Source organism: Streptomyces sp. ID05-26A, assembly GCF_033794685.1.
GTDB lineage: Bacteria > Actinomycetota > Actinomycetes > Mycobacteriales > Pseudonocardiaceae > Lentzea.
On sequence record NZ_JARAYZ010000003.1, the window covers coordinates 164,392 to 190,207 of the forward strand.

Genomic DNA, 25,816 nt, shown 5'->3' on the forward strand with positions numbered 1-25,816 from the left:
GGCTGAGCAGATCAGTCCGGCAGTCTCGGTTCGGACCGGAACCGCTCCCGAACCGGGACGAACGCCAGCGCGGACGCGAGCAGGGCGGCCACCCCGGCGGCGACCACCGGCGCGATCGGCTCCACCTCGTACAGCAGGCCGCTCAGCATCGGCGCGGCGATGAACGTCAGCCCGCTCGTCGCCGTGACGAGACCGGCGACCAGGCCCTGGCGCGCGGACCCGGCGCCGAGCGAGGCCGTCGCGGCGAACCCGGTGACCGCGAGACCGACTCCCGCCGAGACCACGAAGAAGACCGGGCTCATCAGCGCCGGCGCGACCGCGATCACCGCGTACCCGGCCAGCGCCACCGGTGCGCCGACCTTCATCAGGCGGTCCGCCGGCCACTTCAGCACCGGCACGAGCACGCCCTGCGCCAGCACGAAACCGATGGCCGACGCGATCAGCGCCGTCTCCAGGGAGCCGCTGTCCGCGACGAGGTACAGGGCGACGACCTGCACCAGCCCGAACGACAGGTGCATCAGGAACCCGACGCCGAACGCGGGAACCACCTGCGACGGCGGGAAAGGCACCACCTCCGGCGGTCCCGCGGGGACGGGCTTGAAGGCGACGAGGACACCGAACGCGAGCACCGCGGCGATGACGGGCGCGAGGTACAGCGGCATCTGCAGCGACGCGATCGCGATCGCTCCGCCGGCCACCGAGCCGAGTCCGGCGGCGAGCCCCTGCGTCGCCCCGACCAGACCGATCGCCGTGGTGCGGCCGGCCTGGGTCGACGAGCCCGCGACGGCGAGCGCGACGACGATCAGTGCGGCGAGCCCGGCACCGAACAGGAAGCTGCGGAACACCAGCACCATCGCGAACGCCAGGCCGGGCGTCAGCGTCTCGTCGGAGCTGAACACCACCGCCGCGGCGAACCCGGCCGGTCCGGCCACGCACAGGCCCAGCCCGGCGACCAGCACGGGACGCGGCCCGGCGGCGTCGACCAGCACTCCCCAGACCAGGCTCGTCACCGTGATCGTCACCGAGGCGACCGTGAACACGAGCCCGATCTGGAAGGTGGTGAGCCCGAGCGAGCCGGCGACGGGCGCGATCACACCGCTGAGCATCTGGTGGACCGAGTAGATGACCAGCAGTGCGACCAGCAGAGGTGTCAGAGATCTGGGCACGCGGTTCCCCCTGGCGTTGCGGCGGAGCCGTGAGGGTAGTTGAAGTTGATGAACGACTGGTTTGGCCGCTGATGTACTCGGGTATCCGGCGGCCTAACTGATCATCTGACCGAGGAGCGGTTTGGCGCGCGACCAGGCAGCGAGGACGGGCGAGGCGTCGGATCTGCCACTGGGCAGGCAACGGCCGTCACTCGCGGCCGTCCGGCGCTGGGTGCGGCTGGAGCTCATGGGCGAGGATCCCGACGCCGTGGCGGACGTGTTGCTGGTGGTGAACGAACTGGTCAGCAACGCGTACCGGTACACGTCGGAGCCCTCCTTCCTGCGTGTCGTCGTGGAACAGCACAGGATCCGCGTCGAGATCGCGCACGACGCCCGCGCCCACCCGCCGTTGCGCAAGGTGTCCCGTCCGCAGCGCGGCTACGGCCTGGTCCTCGTGGCCAGACTCTCCGACCGCTGGGGCGTCGACAGGGCCCACGGCGGCACCGTGGTCTGGGCCGATCTGCCCAGGACGTCATGACCGTGGTTCGGTGGGTTTCGATGTACGCGTCCCGGGGTACGAGGGCTTGTGCCTTGAAAAAGCAGGGCGCGGGGAGATGCTGATGGGTATTGCAGGACGGTCCGGCGAACGACTGGACCTCGTCCTACCGGAGGGCGCTCTGCCGCTCGCGGACGTGCGGGCGGAGGTGCGGCGCCTCCTGAGAGGGATGCACGAGAACGTCGTGGTCGACGTGATGGTCGTGGCAACAGAGCTCGTGAGCAACGCGTACCACCACGCCGCGCCGGCTCGGCGCGCCCGGATCCTCCGCCTCCCGGAGCGCGAGGTGGTGCGGGTCGAGGTCGACGACGGAACCCCCGGCCGGTTCCCGCAACTCGGGCGGATGGGGTTCCTCGGGCGACGCCAGCGCGGTCTGCTGCTGGTCAACGGCCTGGCGCAGGTGTGGGGGCACAACCGGTTCCCCGACTTCAAGACCGTGTGGGCGGACGTGTCGTCGGTCAGATGAGGGTCTTCACGACGTAGGCGGCGGCTTCGGCGACGAGTGCCTCGTCGTACTTCGCGTCCGCGGACGCCTTGCTCGACATGATCGCGACCAGCAGTGGTTCCCGGCCCGGTGGCCACACGACGGCGATGTCGTTGACCGTGCCGTAGCCGCCGGTGCCGGTCTTGCTCGCGACCCTGCTGCCCTGCGGCACACCCGCCCGGACGCGCTTCGCCCCGGTGACCGAGCGTTCGAGCAGGTCGCGCAGGAAGTCGCGCTTCGCGGGCTCGAGGGCGTCGCCGAGCACGATCCGCCGGTAGTCCGAGCCGAGCGAGCGCGGGGTGGCGGTGTCGCGCGGGTCGCCGGGCGTGGCCGAGGTGATGTCGGGTTCCATCCGGTCCATCCGGGTCTCGGTGTCGCCGAGTTCGCGCAGGAACCCCGTGAGCCTGGCCGGGCCGCCGACGTCACGCAGCAGCAGGTTGCCCGCCGTGCCGTCGCTGTGGCGCACGGCGGCGTCGCACAGGTCGCGCAGGTTCATGCCCGTCCGGACGTGCTGCCTCGTGATGGCCGAGCTCTTCATCAGGTCGGCTTCGGTGTAGGTGACGACCGTGTCCAGGTGCGACATCGGGTTGCGGTGCAGGACGGCCGCCGCGGCGAGGCCCTTGAACGTCGAGCAGAACGCGAACCGCTCGTCCGCCCGGTGCTCGATCGTGCTGCCGTTGTCGCTCATCGCGTAGACGCCCAGCCGTGCGTCGAACTTCTTCTCCAGCTCGAACAACGCGTCGTGCCGCACGGGTGCGGCGCTGGTGGTCGTCGTCGTGGTCGGCTGGGGAGCCGGGGCGGCGGCCGGCCGGGTGGCACATCCGGCGAGCGGGAGCAGGGCGAGGGTTTTCAGGACTGAGCGTCGGTCGGCCACTCATTCACACTATTTGATCTCACCGTGGGCGCGGTCACTGGTCTTCGGCGACGGTTCCTCGGGCGTTCTAGGCTGGGAGAATGAAGGTTCTGTCCATCCAGTCCGTCGTCGCCCACGGCCACGTCGGCAACTCCGCGGCCGTGTTCCCGTTGCAGCGCATCGGGGTCGAGGTCGTCCCGATTCCCACGGTGAACTTCTCCAACCACACCGGGTACGGCGCCTGGCGGGGTCCGCTCATCCCGCCGCCGGACGTCGCGGAGATCCTGCTCGGGGTGGAGGAACGCGGGGTGTTCCCGCAGGTCGACGCCGTGCTGTCCGGGTACCAGGGTGGCGTGGGCATCGCCGACGTGATCATCGACGCGGTGGCGCGGGTGAAGGCCGCGAACCCGGCGGCGCTCTACGCGTGCGACCCGGTGATGGGCAACGCCAAGTCCGGCTGCTTCGTCGCGCCCGAGATCCCCGTGCTGCTGCGCGACCGGGTCGTGCCGGTGGCGGACATCATCACCCCGAACCAGTTCGAACTGGGCTTCCTGACCGGCACCGAGCCCGCGAGCGTCGAGTCGACGCTCGCCTCCGCCGACCTCGCCCGCGCGATGGGCCCGTCGACCGTGCTGGTCACGAGTGTCGAGCGGCCGGACCGGGAGGAGGGCACGATCGAGATGCTCGTCGTGGACACCTCCGGCTCGTGGCTCGTGAGCACCCCGCACCTGCCGTTCAAGGCGAACGGCTCCGGTGACGTCACGGCCGCGCTGTTCACCGCCCACTACGTGCAGACGAAGGACGCGGCGCTGGCGCTGGAACGCACCGCGTCGAGCGTCTTCGACCTGATCGACCTGACCTACCGGTCCGGTGAGCGCGAACTGCGGCTGGTGCAGGCCCAGGAGTTCTACGCGGCGCCGCGGATGCAGTTCAAGGCCGAGCAGGTGCGCTGAGCCCGAGTCGGGCGCGATCACCGCGCAGCACGACCCACGACCGTTCGACCTGAGCCCCGGTGCTGTCGGTGCCGACCCATCCGACCGACAGCACCGGGGTGGCGGGCCGGACGTCCAGCAGGGTCGCGACGCGCGGGGTGGCGCGGGCGGTGGTGCACCACGGGTGCGCGTCGCCGAACCGGATCTCGTAGGTGTCCGTGAGGAATCTCCTCAGCGGCGTGCCGTCGTAGCGTTCGGCGAAGCCCGGGAACCTGGTGGCGCGCAGGTAGGTCGAGCGCACGCCGATCGGTTCGTCGCCGTGCAGGAGGACCGACTCGGCGTTGACCAGGTCGGCGAGGGCCCGGACCTCGGGGCGCTCGCGGGTGACGACGTCCCGCACCAGCGCGTCGAGGGTGATCCGGTGGATCTCGCCCCGTGGCGCCACGAAGGTGCCCTGGCGGCCGGTGCCCCGGATGAGCCTGCCCTCCAGCACGAGCTCTTCCAGCGCTTTGCGGATCGTGGTGCGGGACATGCCGAACACGTCCGAGAGCGTGCGTTCCGGCGGGAACGCGCTGTGGCCCGGCAGGTCGCCCAGCAGGTCGATGAGCCGGGCTTTCGCCTGGTAGTAGCGGGGGATCACGGTCCGGACGCTAGGGGTGCGCGATAACCAGCGACTCATCGTCGGGCTTCGACCCGATCTCCCGGTAGATCCGGCGGGCCTCCTGCCGGTCGCCGTTCAGGAACGCGACGGCGGCGTCCTTCCAGCGGGACCAGGGCGCGTCGGCGAGGCAGTCGGGGCCGTGGCCGGTGGCGGCGAGGACGATCGGGAGGCTCGCGCCGAGCACGGCGGTGACCTGCCGGGGGAGCGCGGCCTCCACCCGTTCGCCGGTGAGCAGCGCGATGTGGGCCCGCAGGACCGGCGAGTGCACGGCGTCTTGCGCGGCACCGGCGAGATCACCGGTCAGGAGCCTGGTGCGGCCGCGGACCGTGAGCTGGTCGGGGGTGGCAGGCTCGGCCAGGGCCTCCAGCGCTTCGGCGTAGCGGCCGGACCAGAACAGCTCCAGGTAGCGGGACGAGTCGAGCCAGGCGATCGTGTCCTCGTCGCCGTGCCGCCGGGCGGCCACCCGTGCTTCGGCCCTCACCGCGAGGCGTGTCTTCGTGTCGCCCAGCACGGAGTAGGCGGTGCTCGTGTTGAACAGGCACAAACCTGTCGAGACACCGGCACCTCTGCGCTCGTGCAGGGCTTGGCGCAGGTCGTCGATGCCTGCCGGATCGCCCAGGTTCACCTTCGCGAGGCCCAGGGCTTCCAGTGCGATGGCCCGTTCGACACCGGTGGCACCCCGCAACGCCTGCCGTGCCGCGTCGATCGCCTCGACCGGCCTGTCCGCGAGGGTCAGGGAGTGCGCGAGGTAGGCCTGCACGCCGTGCGCGTCCTCGGTTCGCGTGAGGAACTCGATCGTGCGGTCGAGGTGCCGTTCGGCGGCTGCGTGGTCGCCTCTCTGCCAGGAAGCACGCCACGACGCCCTCGTGGCCGCCGCCGCGCCCGCGAAGTTCCCGGCCGCCAGGTGGAGTTCGACGGCCTGGGTGAGCTCTTCGATTCCCTCGCCGCTCTGAGCCAGGCTCGATCCCAGCAACGTCAGCAGTTCGGCTGTGTCGGGATGGCCGGGCGGGCACACCGCCAGTGCGGCGCGGTAGCACCGGATCGCGGTGTCCTTGGCGGCCAGCGCGGTGGCTCTCCTGCCCGCCTCCGTGAGGGCTTCCCTGGCCGCCCGGCCCATGATGTCGCACGGCCTGCCCGACGCCTCGGCGATCCAGACGGCTTCCTGGAAGTGGTGCGCCAGCAGGGGAACGTGCTCCAGCGGCAGTTTCCGCACCCATCCAGCGGCGTGGTAGTGCTTCATCGCCTTGGTGCCGCGGGGAATCCGGTCGTAGGCGACGTCGCGCACCAGCACGTGGCTGAAGGCGTACTCGATCTCGCCGGCGACGTTGCTGGTGCTGCGGCGTTGCAGGAAGTCCTTTCGCGCCAGCACTTCGAGGCTGCGGGTGACCTCGGTGACGTCTTGTTCGGCGACGGCCGCGACCACTCCCGGCCAGACCGTCGTGCCGACGACCGCGGCGTCCTGGAGCACTGATTTCTCTTTTTGCGGCAACGAGTCGAGCCGTGCGCCGATCACGTTCTGCACCGTCTCGGGAAGAGCGTCCGGGACGCCGTCGCGCAGCATGCGGACGTACTCGCCGGCGAACAGCGGGTTGCCGGCCGCCCGTCGCAGCAGCGCGGGCAGGTCGGCGGTCACGTCGTGGCGCGCCAGCAACGCTTCGAGCAGCTTCCGAGTGTCCTCTTCGGACAGTGGTGTCAGCGTGATGTCGCCGCGTGCCTCGAGCCGGCTGGTGAGGAGCACCAGCAACGGCACGTCGGCGTCGGCGAGCCCGTGCAGGAACCCGAGCAGCAGGTCGTCGGCCCAGTGCACGTCCTCGACGATCACCACCAGCGGCTCCTCCGCGAGCTGCTCGACCAGCCTGCGCCAGGCCATCAGCACGTCGCTGCCCTGCCCGATCCCGGCCAGCGCTCCGAGCTGCGTGACGAGCCACGGGTCGTCGGTGATCGCCTGGATCTTGGCCATGACCGCGGCGGCGTCGTCGGTGTCGAGGATTCCCGCGTGGCTCCGCACGATCTCCGCCAGCGGGGCGAAGACGTCGTTGCGCGCGAACGGGGGAGTGCGGCCGGTGAGCGTGCGGCGGCCGGTGGCGAACTCCCGGACGAGCCTGCTCTTGCCCGCGCCGGGCTCGCCGGTCAGCGTGATCAGCCTCGCTCGTCCCGTGGCGCGGACCTGCTCGTACGTCTCGGCGAGCGCGGCCATCTCGGTGGTCCGGCCCACGAACGGCGCGTCGTCACCGGCCGGGGCGAGGGCCCGGTCGGTCACCGGGCACGTCCTGACCTCGTCGCGCACGGCCTGGGCGAGCGACCGCAGGCAGGCGTCCAGCACGCTGCCGCCGACCTCGACCCGATCGCCGGACGTGACGAGCGCGGGCCCGGTGGTCACGGCGGCCGCCGCCGGATGCGCGCCGGTGATCTCGAACGCGGCGCGCACCGCCCGTGCCGCGTCGTCCTCGCGGTTGACCGGCGCCCCGAACGCCGCGCACACGGTCGAACCGAGCGTCGTGACCGTCGTGCCCCCGAGGCCCTCCACGTGCCGGCGCACGGCGGACACCGCGGCCTCGATCCGTTCGTCGGCGGCCTCGCCCTGGCCCGGTAAGTCCAACCGGACGCCGAGCACGCTGACCTTCTTGCGTTCCAACAGGGTCAGCGCCGATGCCGGAGCGGCGGCGAGCGCCGGGTCCTGGGCGAGAACCGCCCGTTCCAGCGCGACGAGCTCCGGTCCGGGATCGATGCCGAGCTCGGTCGCGAACCGTTCGCGCGCGTCGCGGAACACCGCGAGCGCGTCGGCCTGACGGCCGCACCGGTAGAGCGCGAGCATCAGCTGACCCCGCACGCGTTCGCGCAACGGGTGGTCGCTCACCAGCGCTTCGAGTTCCGCGATCACCTCGCGGTGACGCCCGCACGCCAGTTCGGCGTCGAGCCTGTCCTCGACGGCCACGTCGCGCAGCCGGGTGATCTCCACGAGCGCGGGCCACGAGATCCCGTCGGCCACCAGGTCCGCCAGCACCGGTCCACGCCACAACGCCAGCGCGTCGGCCAGGACCTGCGAGGCCTGCTCCGGTGCCTTGGCGGCCTGGGCGAGCGCGGCGCGGAACCGGTGCAGGTCGAGACGATCCGGTTCCACGCGCAGCAGGTAGCCGGGCTTGCGGGTGACGATGTCGAGCCCGGCCTTGCGCAACGCCGACACGACGTTGAGCAGGATCCCGCGCGCCGTCGGCGGAGGTTCGTCCGGCCACACCGCCGCCGTGAGCTCGCTGATCGACACCACGCGGCCCGCGTTGAGCAGCAGGAACCCCAGGGTCGCCCGGCGGGTGAACCCGCCGACCCGGTGCTCCCTGCCGTTCACGCGGACCTGCAGGGGACCGAGCACCGCGAACTCGACAGACATCGGTCTGGACCATACCGCCGATCACCGCACCAGACGGGCACGTGTGTTCGAGCGTCCTGGCCACGGATGTCGCCGAGAGGTTGTGGCCGTGGTGATCCAGTGCCAGGTTGGAGCGATGGGGCGAACAAAGGCGTTCGGGCTACTGGTGGTGTGCGGGCTGTTGGCGGGATGTCTGGGACAGACCCAGACCGGTGATCAGGCGAGAAACGCCGACGCCAAGGAGATCACCCTGACGATCGTCGCCAACGCGGCGGTGGGCGGGAAGAACGCGCGCGGGGCGAACTGGATCCAGAACTGGGTGATCCCGAAGTTCACCGAGATGCAGAAGGCCAAGGGCGTCACCGCGACGGTGAAGTTCGAGCAGAACGGCACCGGCGACGAGGACTTCAAGACCAAGGTCGCGCTCGACCTGAAGACCGGCGGTGGCGGCGACATCATCGAGATCGACGGCATCTGGCTCGGCGAGTTCGCGCAGGCCGGACAGATCAAGCCGCTGGACGAGGTCGTCGGCGACACGGGCTGGGACGGCTGGAACCAGATCCCGAAGGCCGTGCAGGGGCTCGGCGAGTTCGACGGCAAGCGGTACGGCGTGCCGATGGGCACGGACGGGCGCGTGCTGTTCTTCAACAAGAAGCTGTTCGCCCAGGCGGGGTTGCCCGCGGACTGGCAGCCGAAGTCGTGGCAGGACGTGCTCGACGCGGGCGCGAAGCTGAAGAGCGTTCCCGGTGTCACGCCGATCCAGCTCAACGCCGGGTCCGCGATGGGCGAGGCCACGACCATGCAGGGTGTGCTGCCCGCGCTCGTGGGCACCGGCAGGCCCATCTACGACAACGGGAAGTGGCAAGGGGATTCGCAGCAGGTGAAGGACGTGCTCGGGCTCTACCAGAAGATATACGGCGGCGGGCTCGGTGATCCCGTGCTGCAGCAGGAGGCCACCGGGCGGCAGCGGTCGTTCACGTCGTTCAGCGAGAACAAGATCGGCATCCTGCTGGAGAGCGACTACTTCTGGCGTTCCGTCGTGGAACCGAAGAACGGCGTGGCGAAGATGGAGGACCGGGACGCCGCCGTCGGGTGGGCGCTGGTCCCGGCTAGGGAACCCAAGGCCGGAGTGGGCGGGCAGGACTTCGTCAGCATGTCCGGCGGTGGCGTACGGGTGATCAACCCGAACACCCGGTACCCGCGTCAGGCCTGGGAGTTCATGCAGTTCCTCAACTCCGCGGAGGCCGTGAAGGAGTCGCTGGCCGGCACCGCGCAGCTGACCCAGCGGCAGGACGTCAACGACCAGGTGCTCGGCGGCGATCCGATGCTGTCGTTCATCGCGGAGAAGGTCCTGCCGATCACCCGGTACCGGCCGGGCCTCGCCGACTACCCCAAGGTGTCGGCGGCGTTGCAGCAGGCGACCGCGGACGTCGTGTCCGGCAAAAGTCCCGACGACGTGGCGAAGTCGTACAGAGAGGCGTTGGTGAAGGCGGTCGGCGAGCAGAACGTTGGATAGCTCGGGACTGGGCGTCCGGCGCGCGGTCGGGTTCGTCGCGCCGGCGCTGGTGCTGATCGGGATCTTCCTGGTCTTCCCGGCGCTGTGGACGCTGTACATCGGCATCACGAACTACCAGCTCACCGGGGCCGCGGCGGCGAACCCGCAGGTGGTCGGGCTCGACAACGTGGTCGAGGCCGTCCGGGACCCGCTGTTCACCAACTCGGTGTGGCTGACGGCGTTGTTCGTGCTGTTCTCGGCCGTGATCGGGCAGAACGTGCTCGGGTTCCTGCTGGCGTGGCTGCTGCGGTCGGTGAGCCCGTGGCTGCGGCGCACCACCGAGGGGCTGGTGCTGCTCTCGTGGATCCTGCCCAGCACGGTCGTGGCGTTCCTGTGGTTCGCCGTGCTGAGCCGCGACACGGGCACGCTGGGACTGCTGCTCGGGTCGCCGGAGACGTCGTGGCTGGTCCAGTACCCGATGACCAGCCTGATCATCTTCAACGTCTGGCGCGGCACGGCGTTCTCGATGCTGCTCTACACCTCGGCACTGGCCGCCGTGCCGCCGTCGCAGCTCGAGACCGCGCGGCTGATGGGCGCCTCCGGCTGGCAGACGGTGCGGGACGTGGTGTTCCCGCACATCCGCGGGCACGTGCTGACGAACACACTGCTGATCAGCCTGTGGACGGCCAACGACTTCACGCCGTTCCTGCTGACGTCCGGCGGGCCGAACCACCAGTCCGAGGTGCTGCCGGTGCTGATCTACCGGCAGGCGCTGGAGGGCGGTCAGCTCGGGTACGCGTCCGCGATGTCGATGCTGCTGCTGGTGGGCAACCTGGCGATCGCCCTGGTGTACCTGAGGTTGCTGCGGAGGCGGGCATGAGTCCTCTGTGGATCGTCCGGCGGATCGGCTTCTACGTGCTGATCACGGTGGTGCTGGCGTTCTTCGCGGTGCCGATGCTGTGGCTGGCCTCGGCACCGTTCGACACTAAGCCCGGCCTCGGTTTGCGGTGGCCGGACTGGACGTTGCGCAACGTCGTGACCACGTTCGAGCACCCGTACACGGTGACGTCACTGGTGAACTCGCTGGTGCTGTGCGTGATCGCGACCGTGGTGACGACGGTGCTCGCGGCGCTGGCCGCCTACGCGTTGTCGCGCGTGCGGATTCCCGGCCGGGATCTTTTGCTGTACCTGCTGTTGCTGCTCTCTTCAGTGGTCACCGGCACGGCGGCGATGGTGCCGATCTTCGTGATGATGCTGCAGCTCGGCCTGATCAACTCGCAGTTCGGCACGGCGCTGGTGATCGCCGGAGGAATGCTGCCCGCGGCCATCTTCATCCTGAAGGACTTCATGGACGCCGTGCCGCGCTCGTACGAGGAGTCGGCGCGGGTGTTCGGCGCCTCGCCCCGGCAGGTGCTCGCCCACGTCGTGCTGCCGGTCGCGCGGCCCGGTGTCGCGACGATCTTCGTGTGGGCGTTCGTCAACGCCTGGGGCAACTTCCTGCTGCCGTTCCTGCTGCTGCGCGACGTCGGTCAGCAGCCGGCGGCGGTGTTGCTGCGGACCCTGTACGACGAGGGCGGCAGCGCCAACCTGACGGTGATCCCGGTGTTCTCGCTGCTGTACTCGATCCCGGTGGTCGTGCTCTACCTGTTCGTGAGCAAGCGGTACGGGTTCCGATTCCACGGAGGCATCAAGAGCTGATGGCGGGTATCACTGTCGAGGGCCTGTCCACCGTGTACCCCAACGGGGTGCGGGCGGTGGACGCGCTGGACCTGGAGATCGCGGACGGCGAGCTCTTCGCGTTGCTCGGGCCGTCCGGGTGCGGCAAGACGACGTTGCTGCGGACGATCGCAGGTCTGGAGGGCGCCACCGACGGGGCCGTGGCGATCGGAGACCGCGACGTCACGCGGGTGCAGCCCGGTGAGCGGCGGATCGCGATGGTGTTCCAGGACTACGCGCTGTTCCCGCACATGACGGTGTCGGAGAACATCGCCTACCCGCTGCGGGTGCGGGGCGCCGCGAAGTCCGTGCAGCAGGAGACGGCCGCGCGGACGGCCCGTGGACTGAGCCTGGGGGAGTTGCTCGACCGGCGGCCCGGCCAGCTCTCGGGCGGCCAGCAGCAACGGGCCGCGCTCGCCCGCGCGGTCGCCGCGTCGGCCGAAGTGCTGCTGCTGGACGAACCTCTGTCCAACCTGGACGCCCGGTTGCGCCTCGAAGCACGGACGTTCCTGAAGAAGCTGCAACGGGAACTGGCGTTGACGACCGTGTTCGTGACGCACGACCAGGCCGAGGCGCTGGCGCTGGCCGACCGGATCGCGGTGATGGACGCGGGCCGGATCCGGCAGCTCGGCACACCGCGAGAGGTGTTCCAGCGACCCGCGGACACGTTCGTCGCGAACTTCATCGGCTCGACGCCCATGAACCTCGTGCCGCGCCAGTCGGAGATCATCGGCGTGCGGCCCGAGTACCTGGCGCCCGCGGCGGAGGGGCTGTTCACCGGCGAGGTGTCCATTGTGGAGAACCTCGGCGTGACGTCACTGGTGACGCTGGACTGCGGCGAGGACCAGATCGGCTACATCGTGCCCGAGGACGAGGAACCCGCGGTCGGCACGACGGTGACCGTGGACGCACCACCGGCGCGCGTTCTGCGCTACGACAAGGAGACCGGCCTACTCGTGAGGTGAGCCCGATGTTCCAGACCGACGGCTACGAGACGTATTCGAGCGTGCTGGCGCCGGCGAAGTTCGAGGCGCTGGCCGCGCACTTCGAGGCCAAGCTGGCGGCACTGCCGGAGGGACAGCGCCCGGAGCACATGGACGTGCCGCACCTGACCGACCCGGCGCTGTTCGAGTGGCTGCTGGACCCGGACGTGCTGGACCTCGTCGAGTCGCTGATCGGCCCGGACATCGCGCTGTTCTCGTCGCACTTCATCTGCAAGCCCGCGGGCGATGGCAAACCCGTGCCGTGGCACCAGGACGCGCACTTCTGGCGCGACAGCATCTCACCGGCCGGTGACGCGATCACCGTGTGGCTGGCGATCGACCCGTCGACCGTCGAGAACGGCTGCCTGCGGGTGATCCCGGGCAGCCACCTCGCTCGGGTCGAGCACACCGGCACCACCGACTCGTTCTTCAACCAGGAGACCGCGGTGGACGAGTCCCGTGCCGTCGACGTCGAACTGGAGCGAGGGGCGTGCAGCGTGCACTCGGCGATGCTGGTGCACGGCAGCCCGCCGAATCGCAGCACCTCGCGCCGTTGCGGGTACACCATGCGGTACATGCCGACCACGGTCCGGTTCCTGAAGGCCGACGGTCACCGGATCTACCTCGCGCGGGGCCGTGACCACGCGGGCAACACGTACAGCACCTGCTAATAGCCAATAGTCGTGAAAATCGATTCAGTCGTCCTGCGGGTCCGGACGGGTGCCGGTTCGCCTCGCCCCCAGCTTCACCGAACCTCCACCTTGACCGTTCAGTGGACCGGACATAGCGTACTTGGAAAGCGCTTTCCTAACCCGAGGGAGCTTCGTGGACAAGGTTCAGGCGGACCGGTGGCGAGGCGTCGTGGAGCGGACGTGGCGTCCGGCCGCGCTGCTCGCCGCCTGCCTCGCGATCTGGCACCTCATCACCGTCACCGGCCTGGTCGAGGCCTACCTCGTGCCGTCACCGGCCAAGACCTTCGGCCTGCTGGTGGACAAGTGGTCGTACCTGTGGGGTCACACGTGGGTGACCACCTACGAGACGGTGCTCGGCTTCGTCATCGCGGGCGTCCTCGGCGTCCTCGTGGCCGTCGCGATGGTCTACTCGCGGACGATCGAGAGCACCGCGTACCCGATCCTGCTGTTCGCGCAGGTCATCCCGAAGATCGCCATCGCGCCGCTGTTCGTGGTGTGGCTCGGTTTCGGCCTCGAGCCCAAGGTGATCGTGGCCGTGCTGATGGCGTTCTTCCCGGTGGTGATCTCCACCGTCACCGGTCTGAAGTCCGTCGACACCGAGATGCTCGAACTCGCCGCCACGATGGGTGGCGGCCCGGTCAAGACGTTCGTGAAGATCCGCTTCCCGGCCGCTCTGCCGCACCTGTTCGCGGGCTTGAAGGTCGCCGTCACGCTCGCCGTGACCGGTGCCGTGGTCGGTGAGTTCGTCGGCTCCAACGAAGGCCTCGGGTACGTGATCCTGCAGGCCAACGGCAACATGGACACCCCGATGCTGTTCGCCGGCCTGATCGTCATCTCGGTGGTCGGCGTCCTGCTGTTCCTCCTGCTCGACCTCGCCGAGAAGCTGATGCTGCCGTGGCACGCCAGCCGGCGCGGCGCCGCCGTCACGACCCTTCTTGCGAAAGGCTGATGATGAGGACACTGCTCGCAGGCCTCCTTCCCGCGATGCTGCTGGTCACCGCCTGCGGTGGGGGCGGTGGCACCACGACCGGCACCGGCGGTGAGGCGAAGGAGGTCACGCTGACCCTCAACTGGTACCCGTACGGCGAGCACGCGCCGTTCTACTACGGGGTCAAGCAAGGCATCTACGAGAAGCACGGCATCAAGCTGAAGATCCAGGCGGGCCAGGGTTCCGGCAAGACCGTCACGGCGACCGGCGCGGGCCAGACCGACTTCGGCTGGGCCGACACGTCCGCGCTCGCCACGGCCGTCGAGCAGGGCGTGCCGGCCAAGAGCATCGGCGTGTTCCTGCAGACCACTCCGGCGTCCGTGCAGTTCTTCACCGACAAGAACATCAAGAAGCCCGAGGACCTGAAGGGCAAGTCGGTCGCCACGACGGCGGGGGACGCGTTGACGAAGACGTTCCCGGCCTTCCTGAAGCAGAACGGCATGCAGGAGTCCGACGTCTCCATCCAGAACATCGACCCGGCGGGCAAGATGGCCGCGGTCATCTCCAACCGCACGGACGTGCTGCTGGGCTTCGCGTCCGACCAGGGGCCGACGATCAAGGAGAAGTCCGGCAAGGACGTGGGCTACCTGCGGTTCTCCGAGTTCGGGCTGAACTACTTCAGCAACGGGCTGCTGACGTCGAAGTCCATGCTGCAGAAGGACCCCGAGCTGGTGAAGAAGATGGTCACGGCGACGCAGGAGGCGTGGGCCGAGGCCGAGAAGACCCCGGAGGCCGCGGCCGAGTCGATGAAGGGCGCCGCCGAGCAGTTGCCGTCGCCGACCGTGGTGCTGGAGCAGTTCAAGACCACGCTGACGTTGCTGCACACCGACGCCACGAAGGGCAAGGCGCCGGGCGTCAACTCCGTGGACGACTGGAAGAAGACCATCGAGACCTTCCAGAGGACCGGCATCATCAAGGAAGCGTCCGAGCCGTCGGCTTACTGGGAAGAAAGCGTGGCACCCAAGGGATGACCGGCACCTTGACAACTCCCGCCGTCTCGATCGGCGACGTCTCCGTGCGCTTCCAGTCGAAGCGCACGGAGGTGACGGCGATCCAGCAGGTCTCGCTCGACGTCGCACCGGGCGAGTTCGTGTCCATCGTCGGGCCGTCGGGCTGCGGCAAGTCGACGTTGCTGAAGCTGGTGTCCGGCCTGCTGAAGCCGTCGTCGGGCTCGGTGACGTTGCTCGGCGAGCAGGTGAACGGGCCGCGGCACGACATCGGGTTCGTGTTCCAGCGGGCCGCGTTGCTGGAGTGGCGGTCGGCGCGCAGGAACATCCTGCTGCAGGCCGAGATGCGCGGGATGAACTCGGCCGAGGCGGGCAGGAGGGCCGACGAGCTCATCGCGATGACGGGGCTCAGCGGGTTCGAGAACGCCCTGCCACACGAACTGTCCGGCGGCATGCAGCAGCGCGTGGCGTTGTGCCGCGCGTTGCTGCACCAGCCGCGTGTGCTGCTGATGGACGAGCCGTTCGGCGCGCTCGACGCGTTGACGCGCGAGCAGATGAACGTCGAGCTGCACCGGGTGTGGCGGGAGACCGGCACTACGGTGTTGCTGGTGACGCACTCGATCGCGGAGTCGGTGTACCTGGCCAACCGGGTGATCGTGCTGACGCAACGGCCTGCGGTGGTGCACGAGGTCATCGAGGTCGACCTGCCGGGCGCCAGGGACTACTCCGCGACGATGGCCCGTCCGGAGTTCGCGTCGGCGACCGCGCGCATCCGGGATCTGCTGGGAGCCGTGACAGGACAGGACTAGGCGCTGTCCTGCAAGTCTCGTCGGGCGACAGCGGCGGGCGAGGGCACCGTCTCCGGGACTCTCGCCCGCGTCTCTCGCCTGACGAACTTGCAGGACAGCGCCTAAAGGGTTGTAACCGCCTTATTAGCTGGGTAGCGTCCGAGTTCCGCCGCGTTGGAAAGCGCTTTCCGTCGCCGTGCTGGCCACGGCCTGGCCCACAGGGTGGTGGGGATGTACCGACGCTTATCCCGTTTGACCGCAACAACTCTGATGCTGTCCGCGTTGTTCGTGCCCATCGCGTCGGCGCAGGCCGACGTGCCGATCGCCGACCCGCTGCCGACACCGGGCGCCTCCGGTGTCGGCCTGGAACTGACCGAGGTCGCGCAGCTGCCGAAGTCGCAGCCCGTGCCGCCGCCGACCGACACCAGGCTGGTGCGCCACAACAGGATCAACTACCTCGGCGAAATTCCGGACGGATCCGGCCGGATGTTCGTGCCGGACATGAACGGCAGGCTCTACCTGCTGGATGGCGGTGTGCAGCACGCGTTCCTGGACCTGGGCGCGGCGGTCGGCCCCGACTTCCACACCCACCGGGGCCTGGGCAGCGGCTTCGGGTTCGCCGCGTTCCACCCGGACTTCCGGCGCAACGGCAAGTTCTACACCGTGCACACCGAGACCGGTTCCGCGCTGACGACCAAGAAGCCGGATCTGCCGTCGCCCGCGAACACCGAGGTGCACGGCGTGATCACCGAGTGGACCGCCTCCGACCCGAGCGCGGACCTCTTCGCCGGCACGCGCCGTGAACTGCTGCGCGTCGGCTTCGCGTCGTTCATCCACGGCTTCCAGGAGATCGGGTTCAACCCGACGGCCCGCCGGTGGGACGAGGACCACCACCTGCTCTACATCGCTTCCGGTGACGGCGGCATCGGCTACACGACGACGGTGCCGCAGGACCTGGCGTTGCCGCAGGGCAAGATCCTGCGCATCGATCCGGCCGGGACGAACGGCGTGAACGGCCGGTACGGCGTGCCGCGCTCGAACCCGTTCGTGGGCAAGGCGGGCGCGCTGGGCGAGATCTACGCGTACGGCATGCGCGACCCGTACCGCTTCAGCTGGGACCCGATGACGCGCCGGATGTTCATGGGCCACATCGGGGAGAAGGCCGTCGACGCGGTCTACGAGGTCCGCAAGGGCGCGAACCTGGGCTGGAGCGAACGCGAGGGCATCTGGGCGTACCGGCGCGGCGACCCGTCGTGCGGCGTGTTCCCGCTGCCCGCCGACGACGCCAAGTACGGCTACACCTACCCGGTCACCGCGTTCGACCACAACCGCACCTCCGCCCAACGGCCGTGCGCCGACAGCGGCAACGCGTTGATGGGCGGCTTCGTCTACCGCGGCTCGAAGATCCCTTCGTTGCGCGGCAAGTACGTCTACGGCGAGGGCGTGAAGGGCCTGCTCTACGTCGCCGACGAACGCGAGATGCGCGCCGGTCGGCCGATGGCCGTCACGCGCGAGTTGATGGTGTACTCGGGTGGCGGGCTCACGACGATGAAGGCTCTGGTCGGCGACCCGAACCGCGTCGACCTGCGCTTCGGCCAGGACGCGTCCGGTGAGCTCTACGTGCTGGCCAAGGCGAACGGCAAGATCTGGAAGGTGACGGGTGCGCGCACCTTCGCCTCCTGCCCCGCTGGCCACGACCACGTCCTGGGCGCCTCCGGTGCGCGTTCGTGGCAGCCGGTGACGCCGGACCTGTGGCAGTTCCCGGGCCGTGAGGTCGTGCTGGCGCAGGCCGGTGCCGCCCGTCCCGGCCCGCGCCGTCCGTTCGAGTACGCGGTGCTGCGGAAGGGACCCGAGTTCGGCTCGGTGCAGGTCGACGCGTCGGTGCGGCTCGACACCCCGGTGGCGGAGTCCAATCGGGACGTGATCATCGTGTTCGGACACCGTTCGGACACCGAGTTCTACTACGCGCACCTCTCGTCGGACAACAAGATCTACCCGCACAACGGGATCTTCGTCGTGAACAACGCGGACCGGCTGCGCCTGGACCACCAATGGGACGCGGCACGTTCGGTGGGCGCGCCTCCTGCCGTGACCGACACGGCGTGGCATCGCGTTCGGGTCAAGCATTGCGCCGACACCGGCGAGATCGCCGTCTACCTGGACGGGTCGCGGTATCCGCTGATGACCGCCGTGGACAAGACGTTCGCGTCGGGCCGCGTCGGCTTCGGCTCGTTCGACAACATCGGCCGGCTTCGCGACCTCCGGGTGCAGGGCAAGGGGATCCGATGAAGCGGCTGCTCGTCCTCGGCCTGGTGGCCGCCTTCGGGGTGGGCCTGGCAGCACCGGCCCAGGCCACGTTCGGCCCCGTGCTGCCGACCCTGTCCCGCAACCTGGTGGCGTACTACGACTTCGAACACCCGGTGCGCGGGAACCCGTCACTCGAACAGGACCGCGGCCGGTCGGGCACCGCGTTGCAACTGATCAACGGCGGCGCCGGCATGCGGGTGCGCGACGGTGCGTTCAGCCGCACCTCGGTGCAGCTCAGGCAGATCAACCCGGACACGGCGGGCAACGACGACTGGAAAGCGGGCCTCTACACCGAAACAGGCGTGCCCACGCTGAAGGCGTTCAACGGCGCACGCCAGGCGTCGATCCTGGGCTGGGTGAAGATGACGGGCCAGAACCCGGCCCCGAACTCGAACTCCGCCTCGCCGGACGACCTGTACGGGGCGATCGGCCTCGCGGGCGTGCTGACCGGTGACTCCAACGGCCACGCGGTCCGAGCGCTGCTGGAACTCATCCAGGTCGACGGTGAACTGAAACTGGTCGCGCTGGCCCGGCGGCTCGATGGAGGTGACTCCCAGACGTTCGCGGCCTCGGAGGGCTGGCAGTCACTGCTGCCGCAGAACGAATGGGTGTTCCTGGCGGCGACGTTCGACTTCGACACCGGCACGATGGCCCTGTACCGCAACGGAAAACCGTTGGCGGGCAAGTACGTCGCGGCCGGTGACCCGTGGAAGCTCGAAGGCGAACCGGAACCGGACCTCGCGTCGGCCACGAACCCGCGCGGCATCAAGATCGGCGGCAGCTACCCGCAGAACACCCGCGAGGGCAACGCCTGCAACTGCCGGATGGACGGCCTCATGTTCCTCGACCGGGCCGCCCACCCGTGGGAGGTGCGCCTGCAACACCTCTGGACTAGTCGAACACCGTGACGCCCTGGGCGGCCGGCTGCATCGTCCCGACCTTGGCCTCGCTCACCTTGAGCTTGGTCAGGTCGGCGATCGGCTGGCCGTCCGTCCCGATGAACGTCACCTTCACCGGCACCATGCCCGGCAGTTCGGCGGTCATCTCGTTGATGGCGAACGAGTTGGTGTCGTCGTCCACGTCGAGCTGCACCCCGGCGAACGCGGTCTGGCCCGGTTGCAGGGTGATCGACGGGCCCTCGCCGGGCACGAGCTTCTGCTCCACCGGGATCGCGGCGGGCTGGTTCGCGGGGTTGGTGAAGGCGAGCTTCGGCCAGCCCTGGAACGTGATCGGCGCGGGGCCCTGGTTCGTGGCCGTGAGCAGGCCCAGGCCGGGCTTGCCCTGCATGGTCAGCTCGGCCTTCACCGCGGGCTGCTGCTTGTCGCTGGTCGCACTGGAGGTCGGTGTGGCCGTCGTGGTCGTCGCCTGACCCTCGGACTGCGCCGGAGCCGGCGACCCGCAGGCCGTGGCGCCGAGGGCGACGGCGAGGATCGTGAGACGCATGCGTGGACCCCTTACCGGTGTTCGTGTGGATCTCCATCGAATAACCGGGGCAAGGGGTCGCGCAAACCGTCACCGCCCGATCGAGTGTCAGAGTGTGGCGGTCTTCACCGCCTTCGCCATCGCCTCGAACCCCTTGTCCCCGGGGTGCAGGTGGTCGCCCTGGTCGTAGTCCGGGCGGATCCGCTGCGGGTCGGCGGGATCGCGGATCACGGCGTCGAAGTCCACGACGGCGTCGAAGTCCGGGCTGGTGCGGATGAACGAGTTCACGGCCTGCCGCACGGCCTCCAGCTCCTCCGTGTAGCTGTTCCAGCCCTTGAACGGCGTGATCGTCGCCCCGACCACCCGCAGCCCGCGGTCGTGCGACCGGGACGCGATCTGCTTCAGCGCGGCGATGATCTTGGTCGGGTCGGTCTCGTGCGGGGTCTGCTGGATGTCGTTGATGCCCTCGAACACGATGACCGTGCGGACGCCGGACTGGGTGAGCACGTCGCGGTTCAGCCTGGCCAGGGCGTTGGGGCCGGCCCAGTCGCCGTCGCGCAGGAGGCGGTTGCCGCTGATGCCCGCGTTGAGGACGCCCAGGCGGGTGTTCACGCGGTCGGCGAGCTGGTCGGGCCAGCGCAGGTTCGCGCCCCAGGTGGAGTTGGCGCCGTCGGTGATCGAGTCGCCGAGTGCGACCACGCTGCCCTGCAACTTCGAGCTGCGCACGTCCACACCGGAGACGTAGTGCCAGTTCGAGGTGCGTTCCCGGTAGGCGGCGGCGGATTCTTCAGCCGTGTGGTTGCCGTCGCGGGTGAAGTACGAGTTCTGCATGGCCAGGTTGTGGTGCGTGACGGGGCCGCCGGGTTCGGGCGTGTAGACGCTCACGAGCAGGTCGGTGTCGGCGGGGACGTCCAGGCTCACGCCGTCGCTCACCACGTCGGCGCCGGCCGGGGCCGTGATCGACCGGGCGCCGCCGAACGTGAGCGTGCGCATGGTGCCGGGCAGTGCGAGGGGTGTGTCCGGGCCGGCCGCTCTGGCGACCGTGACCTGGCCGAACAGCACAGGTGTGCGGCCGTAGGCGTTGGAGAGCCGGACGCGGATCTCCTTGCCCCCGGCGCTGACGTGCACGATGTTGCGGATCGAGAAGTTCGGATAGCCGTTCTCGGTGCCGGGGACGGCGGAGGACGGCGCGGTGGCCCACGTGCCCACCCATCGGAGCGGTGCGGCCTGGGCGGGGGAGGCCGCGGCCACGAGCAACGCCACTGCCAGCAGAAAGCGCGTCATGCCTCGACCTTGGCAGCGCTCTCACGCGGGCGGTATCCGCCGATCTTCGGATCTATGATGCTCATCGTGTGGAACGGAGCGGAGTACCAGCGCAGGTTCGACTCGCTCGCGGCGTCCGGGGTGGACGTGCACGGCGAGGCGACGTTCGTGCGCGCGTTCGGGCCGGCCTCGGTGCTGGACGCCGGCTGCGGCACCGGACGGGTCGGGATCGAACTCGCCAGGCACGGCATCGAGGTGGTCGGGGCTGACCTCGACGAGTCGATGCTCGCGCAGGCGCGTGAGCTGGCGCCGGACATCTCGTGGGTGCGGTCCGACCTGGCCGAACTCGACCTCGGGCGCACGTTCGACGTGGTCGTGATGGCGGGCAACGTGCCGCTCTTCACCCCGCCCGGAACGCAGGGCGTGCTCGTCGCGGGCGTCGCCCGGCACGTCGGGAACGTCCTGATCGCCGGGTTCAGCCTCGATCGCGGGTACACGGCAGACGACTACGACGAGCACTGCGCCCAGGCCGGACTCACGCTCGTCGAACGGTTCGCGACCTGGGACCGCACACCGTTCGAGGGCGGGGACTACGCGGTGACCGTGAGCCGTCTCGACAGGACCTGAGCCGCCGTCTCGACGAAGTCCCGGGTGAGCGGGTCGTCCTCGACCCACGCGACCACCACGGGACTGGGTGCCATGTCGGTCAGCGGCACCACGACGAGCTCGCCCAGGTCGTGGCCGAGTGGGGCCAGGCCGACGGAACCGTTCCACAGCACGGACTGCACGCACTCCTGGACCGCGCGCACGACCGGTCCGGTGCGGGGTTTCCCGCCGTTCCAGTAGCTCTGCCAGATCTCGTCGGTGCCGTCCGGGAACTGGAACCAGTCGCGGCCGGCGAGGTCCCCGGTGGTGATCTGGTCCCTCGAAGCCAGCGGATCGTCGCGCCGCAGCACCGCGCCGACCGGCTCCTCGCGCAGCACCAGGGTCTTCAGGCCGCTCTCGTCGAACGGGCCGCGCGTCAGGGCGACGTCGACCTGGCCGGTGCGCAGGCCGCAGGTCGGGTCGGTCAGGTCGGCCTCGCGGACGCGGATCTCGACGTGCGGGTGCCTGCGCCGGAACGCCTCAGCCAGCCCGGCGGCGTGGTCGCCCAGCATGCCGACCGTGATCGTGGTCCGGGCGAGCTTGGCGCGGATGCGGTCGGCGTGCTCCAGCAGCGCCCTCGCCTCGGCCAGCAGGACGTGGCCCGCGTCCGTCAGCGTGACGCCGGCGGGGGAGCGGAGCAGCAGGACGGCGCCGAGGTCGTGCTCCAGGTGCTTGATCGCCCGGCTCAGCGGCGGCTGGCTCAGGTGCAGGCGCCGCGCGGCACGGCCGAAGTGCAACTCCTCGGCGACCGCGACGAAGTACCGCAGGGTCCGCAGCTCCATGATCAGGCACGATACTCGCGCGGTATCGGGTGTGCGCAGACGGTCTTGGACGCCCGGCCCGCCCGCCGGTGGAGTGGAGGGCATGAACCTCCCTGACCCCGTAGTCCAGATCTCCGGTGCCGTCGACGTCGCCCCGGACGTGCTGGTGATCCCCAACGAGCACGTCGGCCTGGTGCCCAACGTCGGGATCATCGGTGGCACCGACGCGATCCTCGTGGTGGACACCGGACTCGGCCTCGCCAACGCGTCTCGGGTGCGGGAGTTCGCCGAGGAAGTGGCGCGCGGGCGCCGGATCCACCTGACGACCACGCACTTCCACCCCGAGCACGCGTTCGGCGCGTCCGTGTTCGAAGGCTCCTACCTGGTGAACCGCGCGCAGGCGGATGACCTGCGGCGCAAGGGATCCGGCTACCTGGAGATGTTCCGCGGGTTCGGCGGGACGATCGCCGAACGCCTGACCGGAGTCGAGATCCCGGTGCCGGACGAGGAGTTCGACGGGGTCCGCGCGCTCGACCTCGGCGGCCGGACGGTGCTGCTTCGGCCGACCGGGCGCGGGCACACCCTGGGGGACCAGGTGGTCGAGGTGCCGGACGCGGGCGTGCTGTTCACCGGCGACCTCGCCGAGACCGGGCAGTTCGCGATCTTCCCGTGGTTCCCGCCGCACGACACCGACGTCTCGGGTCTCGCGTGGATCGACGTGCTGGACGGGTTGATCGCGTCCGGGCCGCGGGTGGTCGTGCCCGGGCACGGGACAGTGGGGGACATCGCTGTGCTGCAAGGGGTCCGGGACTACCTGGGCGAGCTGCGGGACGAGACCTGGCGGCGCCGGGACTCCGCGATGGGGCTCGACGAGATCGTGGCCGAGGTACGAGCGGTGCTGGTCGAGCGGCATCCCGAGTGGACCGGGCAGGAGTGGATCGAACGCGGGGTGGACTGCCTCTGCGCGGAGAACGGTGCGCCCGATAACTTCAGTGTTGACTAAAGATAGTCCTCACCGAGGCGCTCGCGGATGACCTTCTTGGGCACGCACATGACCCAGGCGCCGATGACGAGCTCGGTCATCTCCTCGACGTCGAGGTGGGCCATCGAGGCGTGCACCCACTGGAAGCGCATGTCGGACTGGCTCGGGAGCGCGAACTTGACCGGGTCGCTCGCGACGAGCGCCTCGCGTTCCTCGCGCGGGTAGCCGAAGCCCAGCACGGTCTCGTCGCGCGAGAGGGCCGCGTAGACGATCTGGCCCACGCGGAACTTCACGCGGTCGCGGATGAGGTGTTCGGTGGTGCGCGGCAGTGTGAGCGCTACGGCGCGAATGTCGGCGACGGTCACCATCGGTTCATTCTGCCGTACACGGTGCGTGAACGGAGTGACTTCAGGCAAATTCGGCAAATCGGATTGAATCGGACAATGGCAATCGAGAACGGCTTCGTTCTCGATTGCCGGATTGCGTCTCAATTCGAATTTGCGTGGTCAATAACTTGCCTGAACTACTGCTTTCTGCAAGTGAGTTGCAAGGTTCTGACCTGCATGTCTGCACGTAGAAGCGCTGAATTGGTTCAGCGTCGTTCTGGTCGGAACGACGGGAATGATTTCGTAAGGTGAGAGCGCGACCACAGTCTCTTCCCTATTTCACTCGATCGGGTGAAAAGTTGCGCCATGAACATCAAGCGATCCCTTCCGGCGCTTCTTCCGCTCGTGCTCACCGCGACCTTCTTCGCGAGCGGCGCGGCCGAGTCGGCGACGCCGAAGCAGAGCCCTGTGAACGTCACGCCCAACGCGATCCGGTTCGATCCGCACGCGCCGAAGCTCGACGTGTCCTACGGGCACTCCGCGCTGGAGTTGAAGTACATCCGCAAGGACGCGGCCAAGTCCGACGGCTGCACGACCCGCGACCACGAGGAGACCGAAGAGGCGGAGGTAGAACCCGGAGCGGGTCACGTCACCGTCGCGGGGACCAGATACGACCTGGTCCAGTTCCACTTCCACACGCCGTCCGAGCACCAGTTCGGCGGCCGCAACACCCCGCTCGAGATGCATCTCGTGCACCGCAGCGCCGAGGGCAAGCTGTTGGTGGTCGGCGTTCCGCTGGTCGTCGGCTCGCACTCCGTCGTGGACGACGTGCTGGCCACGCTCTCGCCCGAGTGCGGTGCGCCGGTCGACATCGAGCCGATCAACCTCAACCGGCTGCTGCCCGCGGGTCACCACACGCTGCACTACACCGGTTCGCTCACCACGGCGCCGTTCACCGAGGGCGTCGAGTGGTACCTCACCGGCGAGCAGCACGTGACGGCCGCGACCATCGCGCGCTTCAAGGGGCTGTTCACCGCGGGCAACGCCCGTGCGACGCAGCCGCTCAACGGCCGCACGTTCGTGGACGTTCCGCGCATCTGACGCAGGCGGAAGGCCGGTCCCGGAGTCGGGGCCGGCCTTCGTCGTGTCCGGGGTGACGCGCTTCACCGATACAGGAGTCGTCGACAATTGCCCGCGTGTGCAACTATTGCTCACGCCGACAACCATCGACTTCAAGGACCGTGTGACATGCCTGTCGCCCTGCTCGCCCTCGCGATCAGCGCCTTCGCCATCGGCACGACCGAGTTCGTGATCATGGGACTGCTGCCCGAGGTCGCGACCGATCTCGGGGTCTCCATCCCGAGCGCCGGTCTGCTGATCTCCGGTTACGCACTCGGCGTCGTGATCGGCGCGCCGCTGCTGACCGTTCTCGGCGGCCGGCTGCCGCGCAAGAAGATGCTGCTCGGGCTGATGGTGCTGTTCATCGCGGGCAACCTGGTCTCCGCGCTCGCGGACACCTACGGCGTGCTCATGAGCGGGCGTGTGGTCGCGGCGCTGGCGCACGGCGCGTTCTTCGGCATCGGCTCGGTCGTCGCCGCTGACCTCGTCGCGCCACACCGCAGGGCGAGTGCCATCGCGTTGATGTTCACCGGTCTGACCGTGGCGAACGTTCTGGGCGTGCCGATGGGCACGGCGCTCGGCCAGGCACTCGGGTGGCGCTCGACGTTCTGGGCGGTGACCGTGCTCGGCGTGATCGGGCTGCTCGGCATCGTGTTCCTTGTGCCGAAGCAGCAGGCTCAGGGCGGAGACCTGCGCAGCGAACTCGCCGTGTTCCGCAATCCGCAGGTGTGGCTCGCACTGCTGATGACCGCGTTCGGCTTCGCGGGTGTCTTCGCGTCGTTCACCTACATCGCGCCGATGATGACCGAGGTCGCGGGCTTCTCGTCAGGCGCCGTGACGTGGTTGCTCGTGCTGTTCGGCGTGGGGTTGTTCGCGGGCAACCTGATCGGCGGCAAGGCGGCGGACCGGTCGGTGATGAAGAGCGTGATCGTCATCCTGGTCTCGCTGGCGGCGGTGCTGACGGCGTTCGTGTTCACCGCGCACTCGCCGGTGCTCGCCGCGATCACCATCGTGCTGTTCGGCGCGGCCGGGTTCGCGACGGTGCCGCCGTTGCAGATGCGGGTCATGCAGACCGCGGAGGGCGCGCCGGCGCTCGCCAGCGCGGCGAACATCGCGGCGTTCAACCTTGGCAACGCCGGTGGCGCGTGGCTCGGCGGGCTCGCCATCGAGCGCGGTCTCGGCTACACCGCGCCGAACTGGATCGGGGCCCTGCTCGCGGTCGGCGGACTCGTCATCGCGCTGGTGTCGGTATTCCTCGACCGGCGTGTGAGCATCGGCACCGGTCCGGAGTCTTTTGAAGCGCTTCAGAAGACCCGTAAAATCGATGCGGTAGCTAACTAGTGCCGCGACCGGCAACCTTCGCCGCGTCTTCGACGCTCAGCAGGGC

25 protein-coding genes are annotated in these 25,816 nt (G+C 69.4%); 17 read left to right on the forward strand and 8 right to left on the reverse strand.

The window, feature by feature from the left end:
- Positions 1 to 11: 11 nt before the first annotated feature.
- Positions 12 to 1,166: an MFS transporter gene (locus PV646_RS27990; RefSeq protein WP_500345255.1), complete on the reverse strand. Its 1,155-nt coding sequence runs from the start codon at positions 1,164 to 1,166 to the stop codon at positions 12 to 14.
- A gap of 121 nt (positions 1,167 to 1,287) precedes the next feature.
- Here PV646_RS27990 and PV646_RS27995 point away from each other — a divergent pair, with 121 nt between their 5' ends.
- Positions 1,288 to 1,683: an ATP-binding protein gene (locus PV646_RS27995; protein ID WP_500345256.1), complete on the forward strand. Its 396-nt coding sequence runs from the start codon at positions 1,288 to 1,290 to the stop codon at positions 1,681 to 1,683.
- An 82-nt stretch (positions 1,684 to 1,765) separates the two neighbouring features.
- Positions 1,766 to 2,167 (forward strand): ATP-binding protein, encoded by a 402-nt coding sequence (locus tag PV646_RS28000; protein ID WP_500345257.1) that lies wholly within the window; start codon positions 1,766 to 1,768, stop codon positions 2,165 to 2,167.
- On the opposite strand, the gene bla is transcribed toward PV646_RS28000, so the two are convergent.
- Positions 2,160 to 3,059, reverse strand: a complete 900-nt coding sequence (gene bla / locus PV646_RS28005) for a class A beta-lactamase (RefSeq protein WP_500345258.1) — start codon at positions 3,057 to 3,059, stop codon at positions 2,160 to 2,162. The two genes, PV646_RS28000 and bla, sit on opposite strands and share 8 nt — an antisense overlap.
- A gap of 80 nt (positions 3,060 to 3,139) precedes the next feature.
- Here bla and pdxY point away from each other — a divergent pair, with 80 nt between their 5' ends.
- Complete coding sequence (gene pdxY / locus PV646_RS28010; protein ID WP_500345259.1) at positions 3,140 to 3,991, forward strand: pyridoxal kinase PdxY; 852 nt, start codon at positions 3,140 to 3,142, stop codon at positions 3,989 to 3,991.
- Here the strand turns inward: pdxY and PV646_RS28015 are convergent.
- Positions 3,969 to 4,610: a GntR family transcriptional regulator gene (locus PV646_RS28015; RefSeq protein WP_500345260.1), complete on the reverse strand. Its 642-nt coding sequence runs from the start codon at positions 4,608 to 4,610 to the stop codon at positions 3,969 to 3,971. The two genes, pdxY and PV646_RS28015, sit on opposite strands and share 23 nt — an antisense overlap.
- Before the next feature lie 10 nt (positions 4,611 to 4,620).
- A complete protein-coding gene (locus PV646_RS28020) occupies positions 4,621 to 8,016 on the reverse strand; it encodes an ATP-binding protein (protein WP_500345261.1) in 3,396 nt (1,131 codons plus the stop codon).
- Positions 8,017 to 8,131: 115 nt separating this feature from the next.
- On the opposite strand from PV646_RS28020, the gene PV646_RS28025 reads away from it, so the two are divergent.
- From PV646_RS28025 to PV646_RS28070, 10 genes are all read left to right on the forward strand, one after another.
- Positions 8,132 to 9,511: an extracellular solute-binding protein gene (locus PV646_RS28025; protein WP_500345262.1), complete on the forward strand. Its 1,380-nt coding sequence runs from the start codon at positions 8,132 to 8,134 to the stop codon at positions 9,509 to 9,511.
- Complete coding sequence (locus PV646_RS28030; protein WP_500345263.1) at positions 9,504 to 10,370, forward strand: carbohydrate ABC transporter permease; 867 nt, start codon at positions 9,504 to 9,506, stop codon at positions 10,368 to 10,370. Before PV646_RS28025 ends, PV646_RS28030 begins: the two co-directional genes overlap by 8 nt.
- Entirely contained in the window at positions 10,367 to 11,188 is an 822-nt protein-coding gene (locus PV646_RS28035; protein ID WP_500345264.1) for an ABC transporter permease subunit, read from the forward strand. Before PV646_RS28030 ends, PV646_RS28035 begins: the two co-directional genes overlap by 4 nt.
- Complete coding sequence (locus PV646_RS28040) at positions 11,188 to 12,171, forward strand: ABC transporter ATP-binding protein (protein WP_500345265.1); 984 nt, start codon at positions 11,188 to 11,190, stop codon at positions 12,169 to 12,171. The genes PV646_RS28035 and PV646_RS28040 overlap by 1 nt, the downstream gene beginning before the upstream one ends.
- Before the next feature lie 5 nt (positions 12,172 to 12,176).
- Positions 12,177 to 12,860 carry a phytanoyl-CoA dioxygenase family protein gene (locus PV646_RS28045; protein WP_500345266.1) on the forward strand — a complete coding sequence of 228 codons (684 nt, stop codon included), beginning with the start codon at positions 12,177 to 12,179 and terminating at the stop codon, positions 12,858 to 12,860.
- 154 nt (positions 12,861 to 13,014) lie between these two features.
- The gene (locus tag PV646_RS28050; RefSeq protein WP_500345267.1) at positions 13,015 to 13,830 is read left to right on the forward strand and encodes an ABC transporter permease; all 816 of its coding nucleotides are present in this window, start codon (positions 13,015 to 13,017) and stop codon (positions 13,828 to 13,830) included.
- Positions 13,831 to 13,832: 2 nt separating this feature from the next.
- Positions 13,833 to 14,840, forward strand: a complete 1,008-nt coding sequence (locus PV646_RS28055; protein WP_500345268.1) for an ABC transporter substrate-binding protein — start codon at positions 13,833 to 13,835, stop codon at positions 14,838 to 14,840.
- Positions 14,837 to 15,625 (forward strand): ABC transporter ATP-binding protein, encoded by a 789-nt coding sequence (locus tag PV646_RS28060; RefSeq protein ID WP_500345269.1) that lies wholly within the window; start codon positions 14,837 to 14,839, stop codon positions 15,623 to 15,625. The genes PV646_RS28055 and PV646_RS28060 overlap by 4 nt, the downstream gene beginning before the upstream one ends.
- 231 nt (positions 15,626 to 15,856) lie before the next feature.
- Positions 15,857 to 17,893, forward strand: a complete 2,037-nt coding sequence (locus tag PV646_RS28065) for a PQQ-dependent sugar dehydrogenase (protein ID WP_500345270.1) — start codon at positions 15,857 to 15,859, stop codon at positions 17,891 to 17,893.
- Entirely contained in the window at positions 17,890 to 18,819 is a 930-nt protein-coding gene (locus tag PV646_RS28070) for a LamG-like jellyroll fold domain-containing protein (protein WP_500345271.1), read from the forward strand. The genes PV646_RS28065 and PV646_RS28070 overlap by 4 nt, the downstream gene beginning before the upstream one ends.
- On the opposite strand, the gene PV646_RS28075 is transcribed toward PV646_RS28070, so the two are convergent.
- Together PV646_RS28075 and PV646_RS28080 are read right to left on the reverse strand one after the other, a co-directional pair.
- Positions 18,803 to 19,354, reverse strand: a complete 552-nt coding sequence (locus PV646_RS28075) for a DUF4232 domain-containing protein (RefSeq protein ID WP_500345272.1) — start codon at positions 19,352 to 19,354, stop codon at positions 18,803 to 18,805. The two genes, PV646_RS28070 and PV646_RS28075, sit on opposite strands and share 17 nt — an antisense overlap.
- Positions 19,355 to 19,441: 87 nt before the next feature.
- Entirely contained in the window at positions 19,442 to 20,617 is a 1,176-nt protein-coding gene (locus tag PV646_RS28080; protein WP_500345273.1) for an SGNH/GDSL hydrolase family protein, read from the reverse strand.
- Between the two features lie 63 nt (positions 20,618 to 20,680).
- Between PV646_RS28080 and PV646_RS28085 the strand changes: the two genes are divergently transcribed.
- On the forward strand, positions 20,681 to 21,223 hold the full coding sequence (locus PV646_RS28085) for a class I SAM-dependent DNA methyltransferase (protein ID WP_500345858.1): 543 nt from the start codon (positions 20,681 to 20,683) through the stop codon (positions 21,221 to 21,223).
- Here the strand turns inward: PV646_RS28085 and PV646_RS28090 are convergent.
- Positions 21,187 to 22,023 carry a LysR family transcriptional regulator gene (locus PV646_RS28090; RefSeq protein ID WP_500345274.1) on the reverse strand — a complete coding sequence of 279 codons (837 nt, stop codon included), beginning with the start codon at positions 22,021 to 22,023 and terminating at the stop codon, positions 21,187 to 21,189. The genes PV646_RS28085 and PV646_RS28090 overlap by 37 nt on opposite strands.
- Before the next feature lie 82 nt (positions 22,024 to 22,105).
- Here PV646_RS28090 and PV646_RS28095 point away from each other — a divergent pair, with 82 nt between their 5' ends.
- Complete coding sequence (locus PV646_RS28095; protein WP_500345275.1) at positions 22,106 to 23,005, forward strand: MBL fold metallo-hydrolase; 900 nt, start codon at positions 22,106 to 22,108, stop codon at positions 23,003 to 23,005.
- Here PV646_RS28095 and PV646_RS28100 read toward each other — a convergent pair.
- On the reverse strand, positions 23,002 to 23,352 hold the full coding sequence (locus tag PV646_RS28100) for an MmcQ/YjbR family DNA-binding protein (RefSeq protein WP_500345276.1): 351 nt from the start codon (positions 23,350 to 23,352) through the stop codon (positions 23,002 to 23,004). The genes PV646_RS28095 and PV646_RS28100 overlap by 4 nt on opposite strands.
- A gap of 324 nt (positions 23,353 to 23,676) precedes the next feature.
- Here PV646_RS28100 and PV646_RS28105 point away from each other — a divergent pair, with 324 nt between their 5' ends.
- A complete protein-coding gene (locus PV646_RS28105) occupies positions 23,677 to 24,411 on the forward strand; it encodes a carbonic anhydrase family protein (protein WP_500345277.1) in 735 nt (244 codons plus the stop codon).
- A gap of 147 nt (positions 24,412 to 24,558) precedes the next feature.
- Positions 24,559 to 25,770: an MFS transporter gene (locus tag PV646_RS28110; RefSeq protein WP_500345278.1), complete on the forward strand. Its 1,212-nt coding sequence runs from the start codon at positions 24,559 to 24,561 to the stop codon at positions 25,768 to 25,770.
- The last annotated feature ends 46 nt before the right edge of the window (positions 25,771 to 25,816 follow it).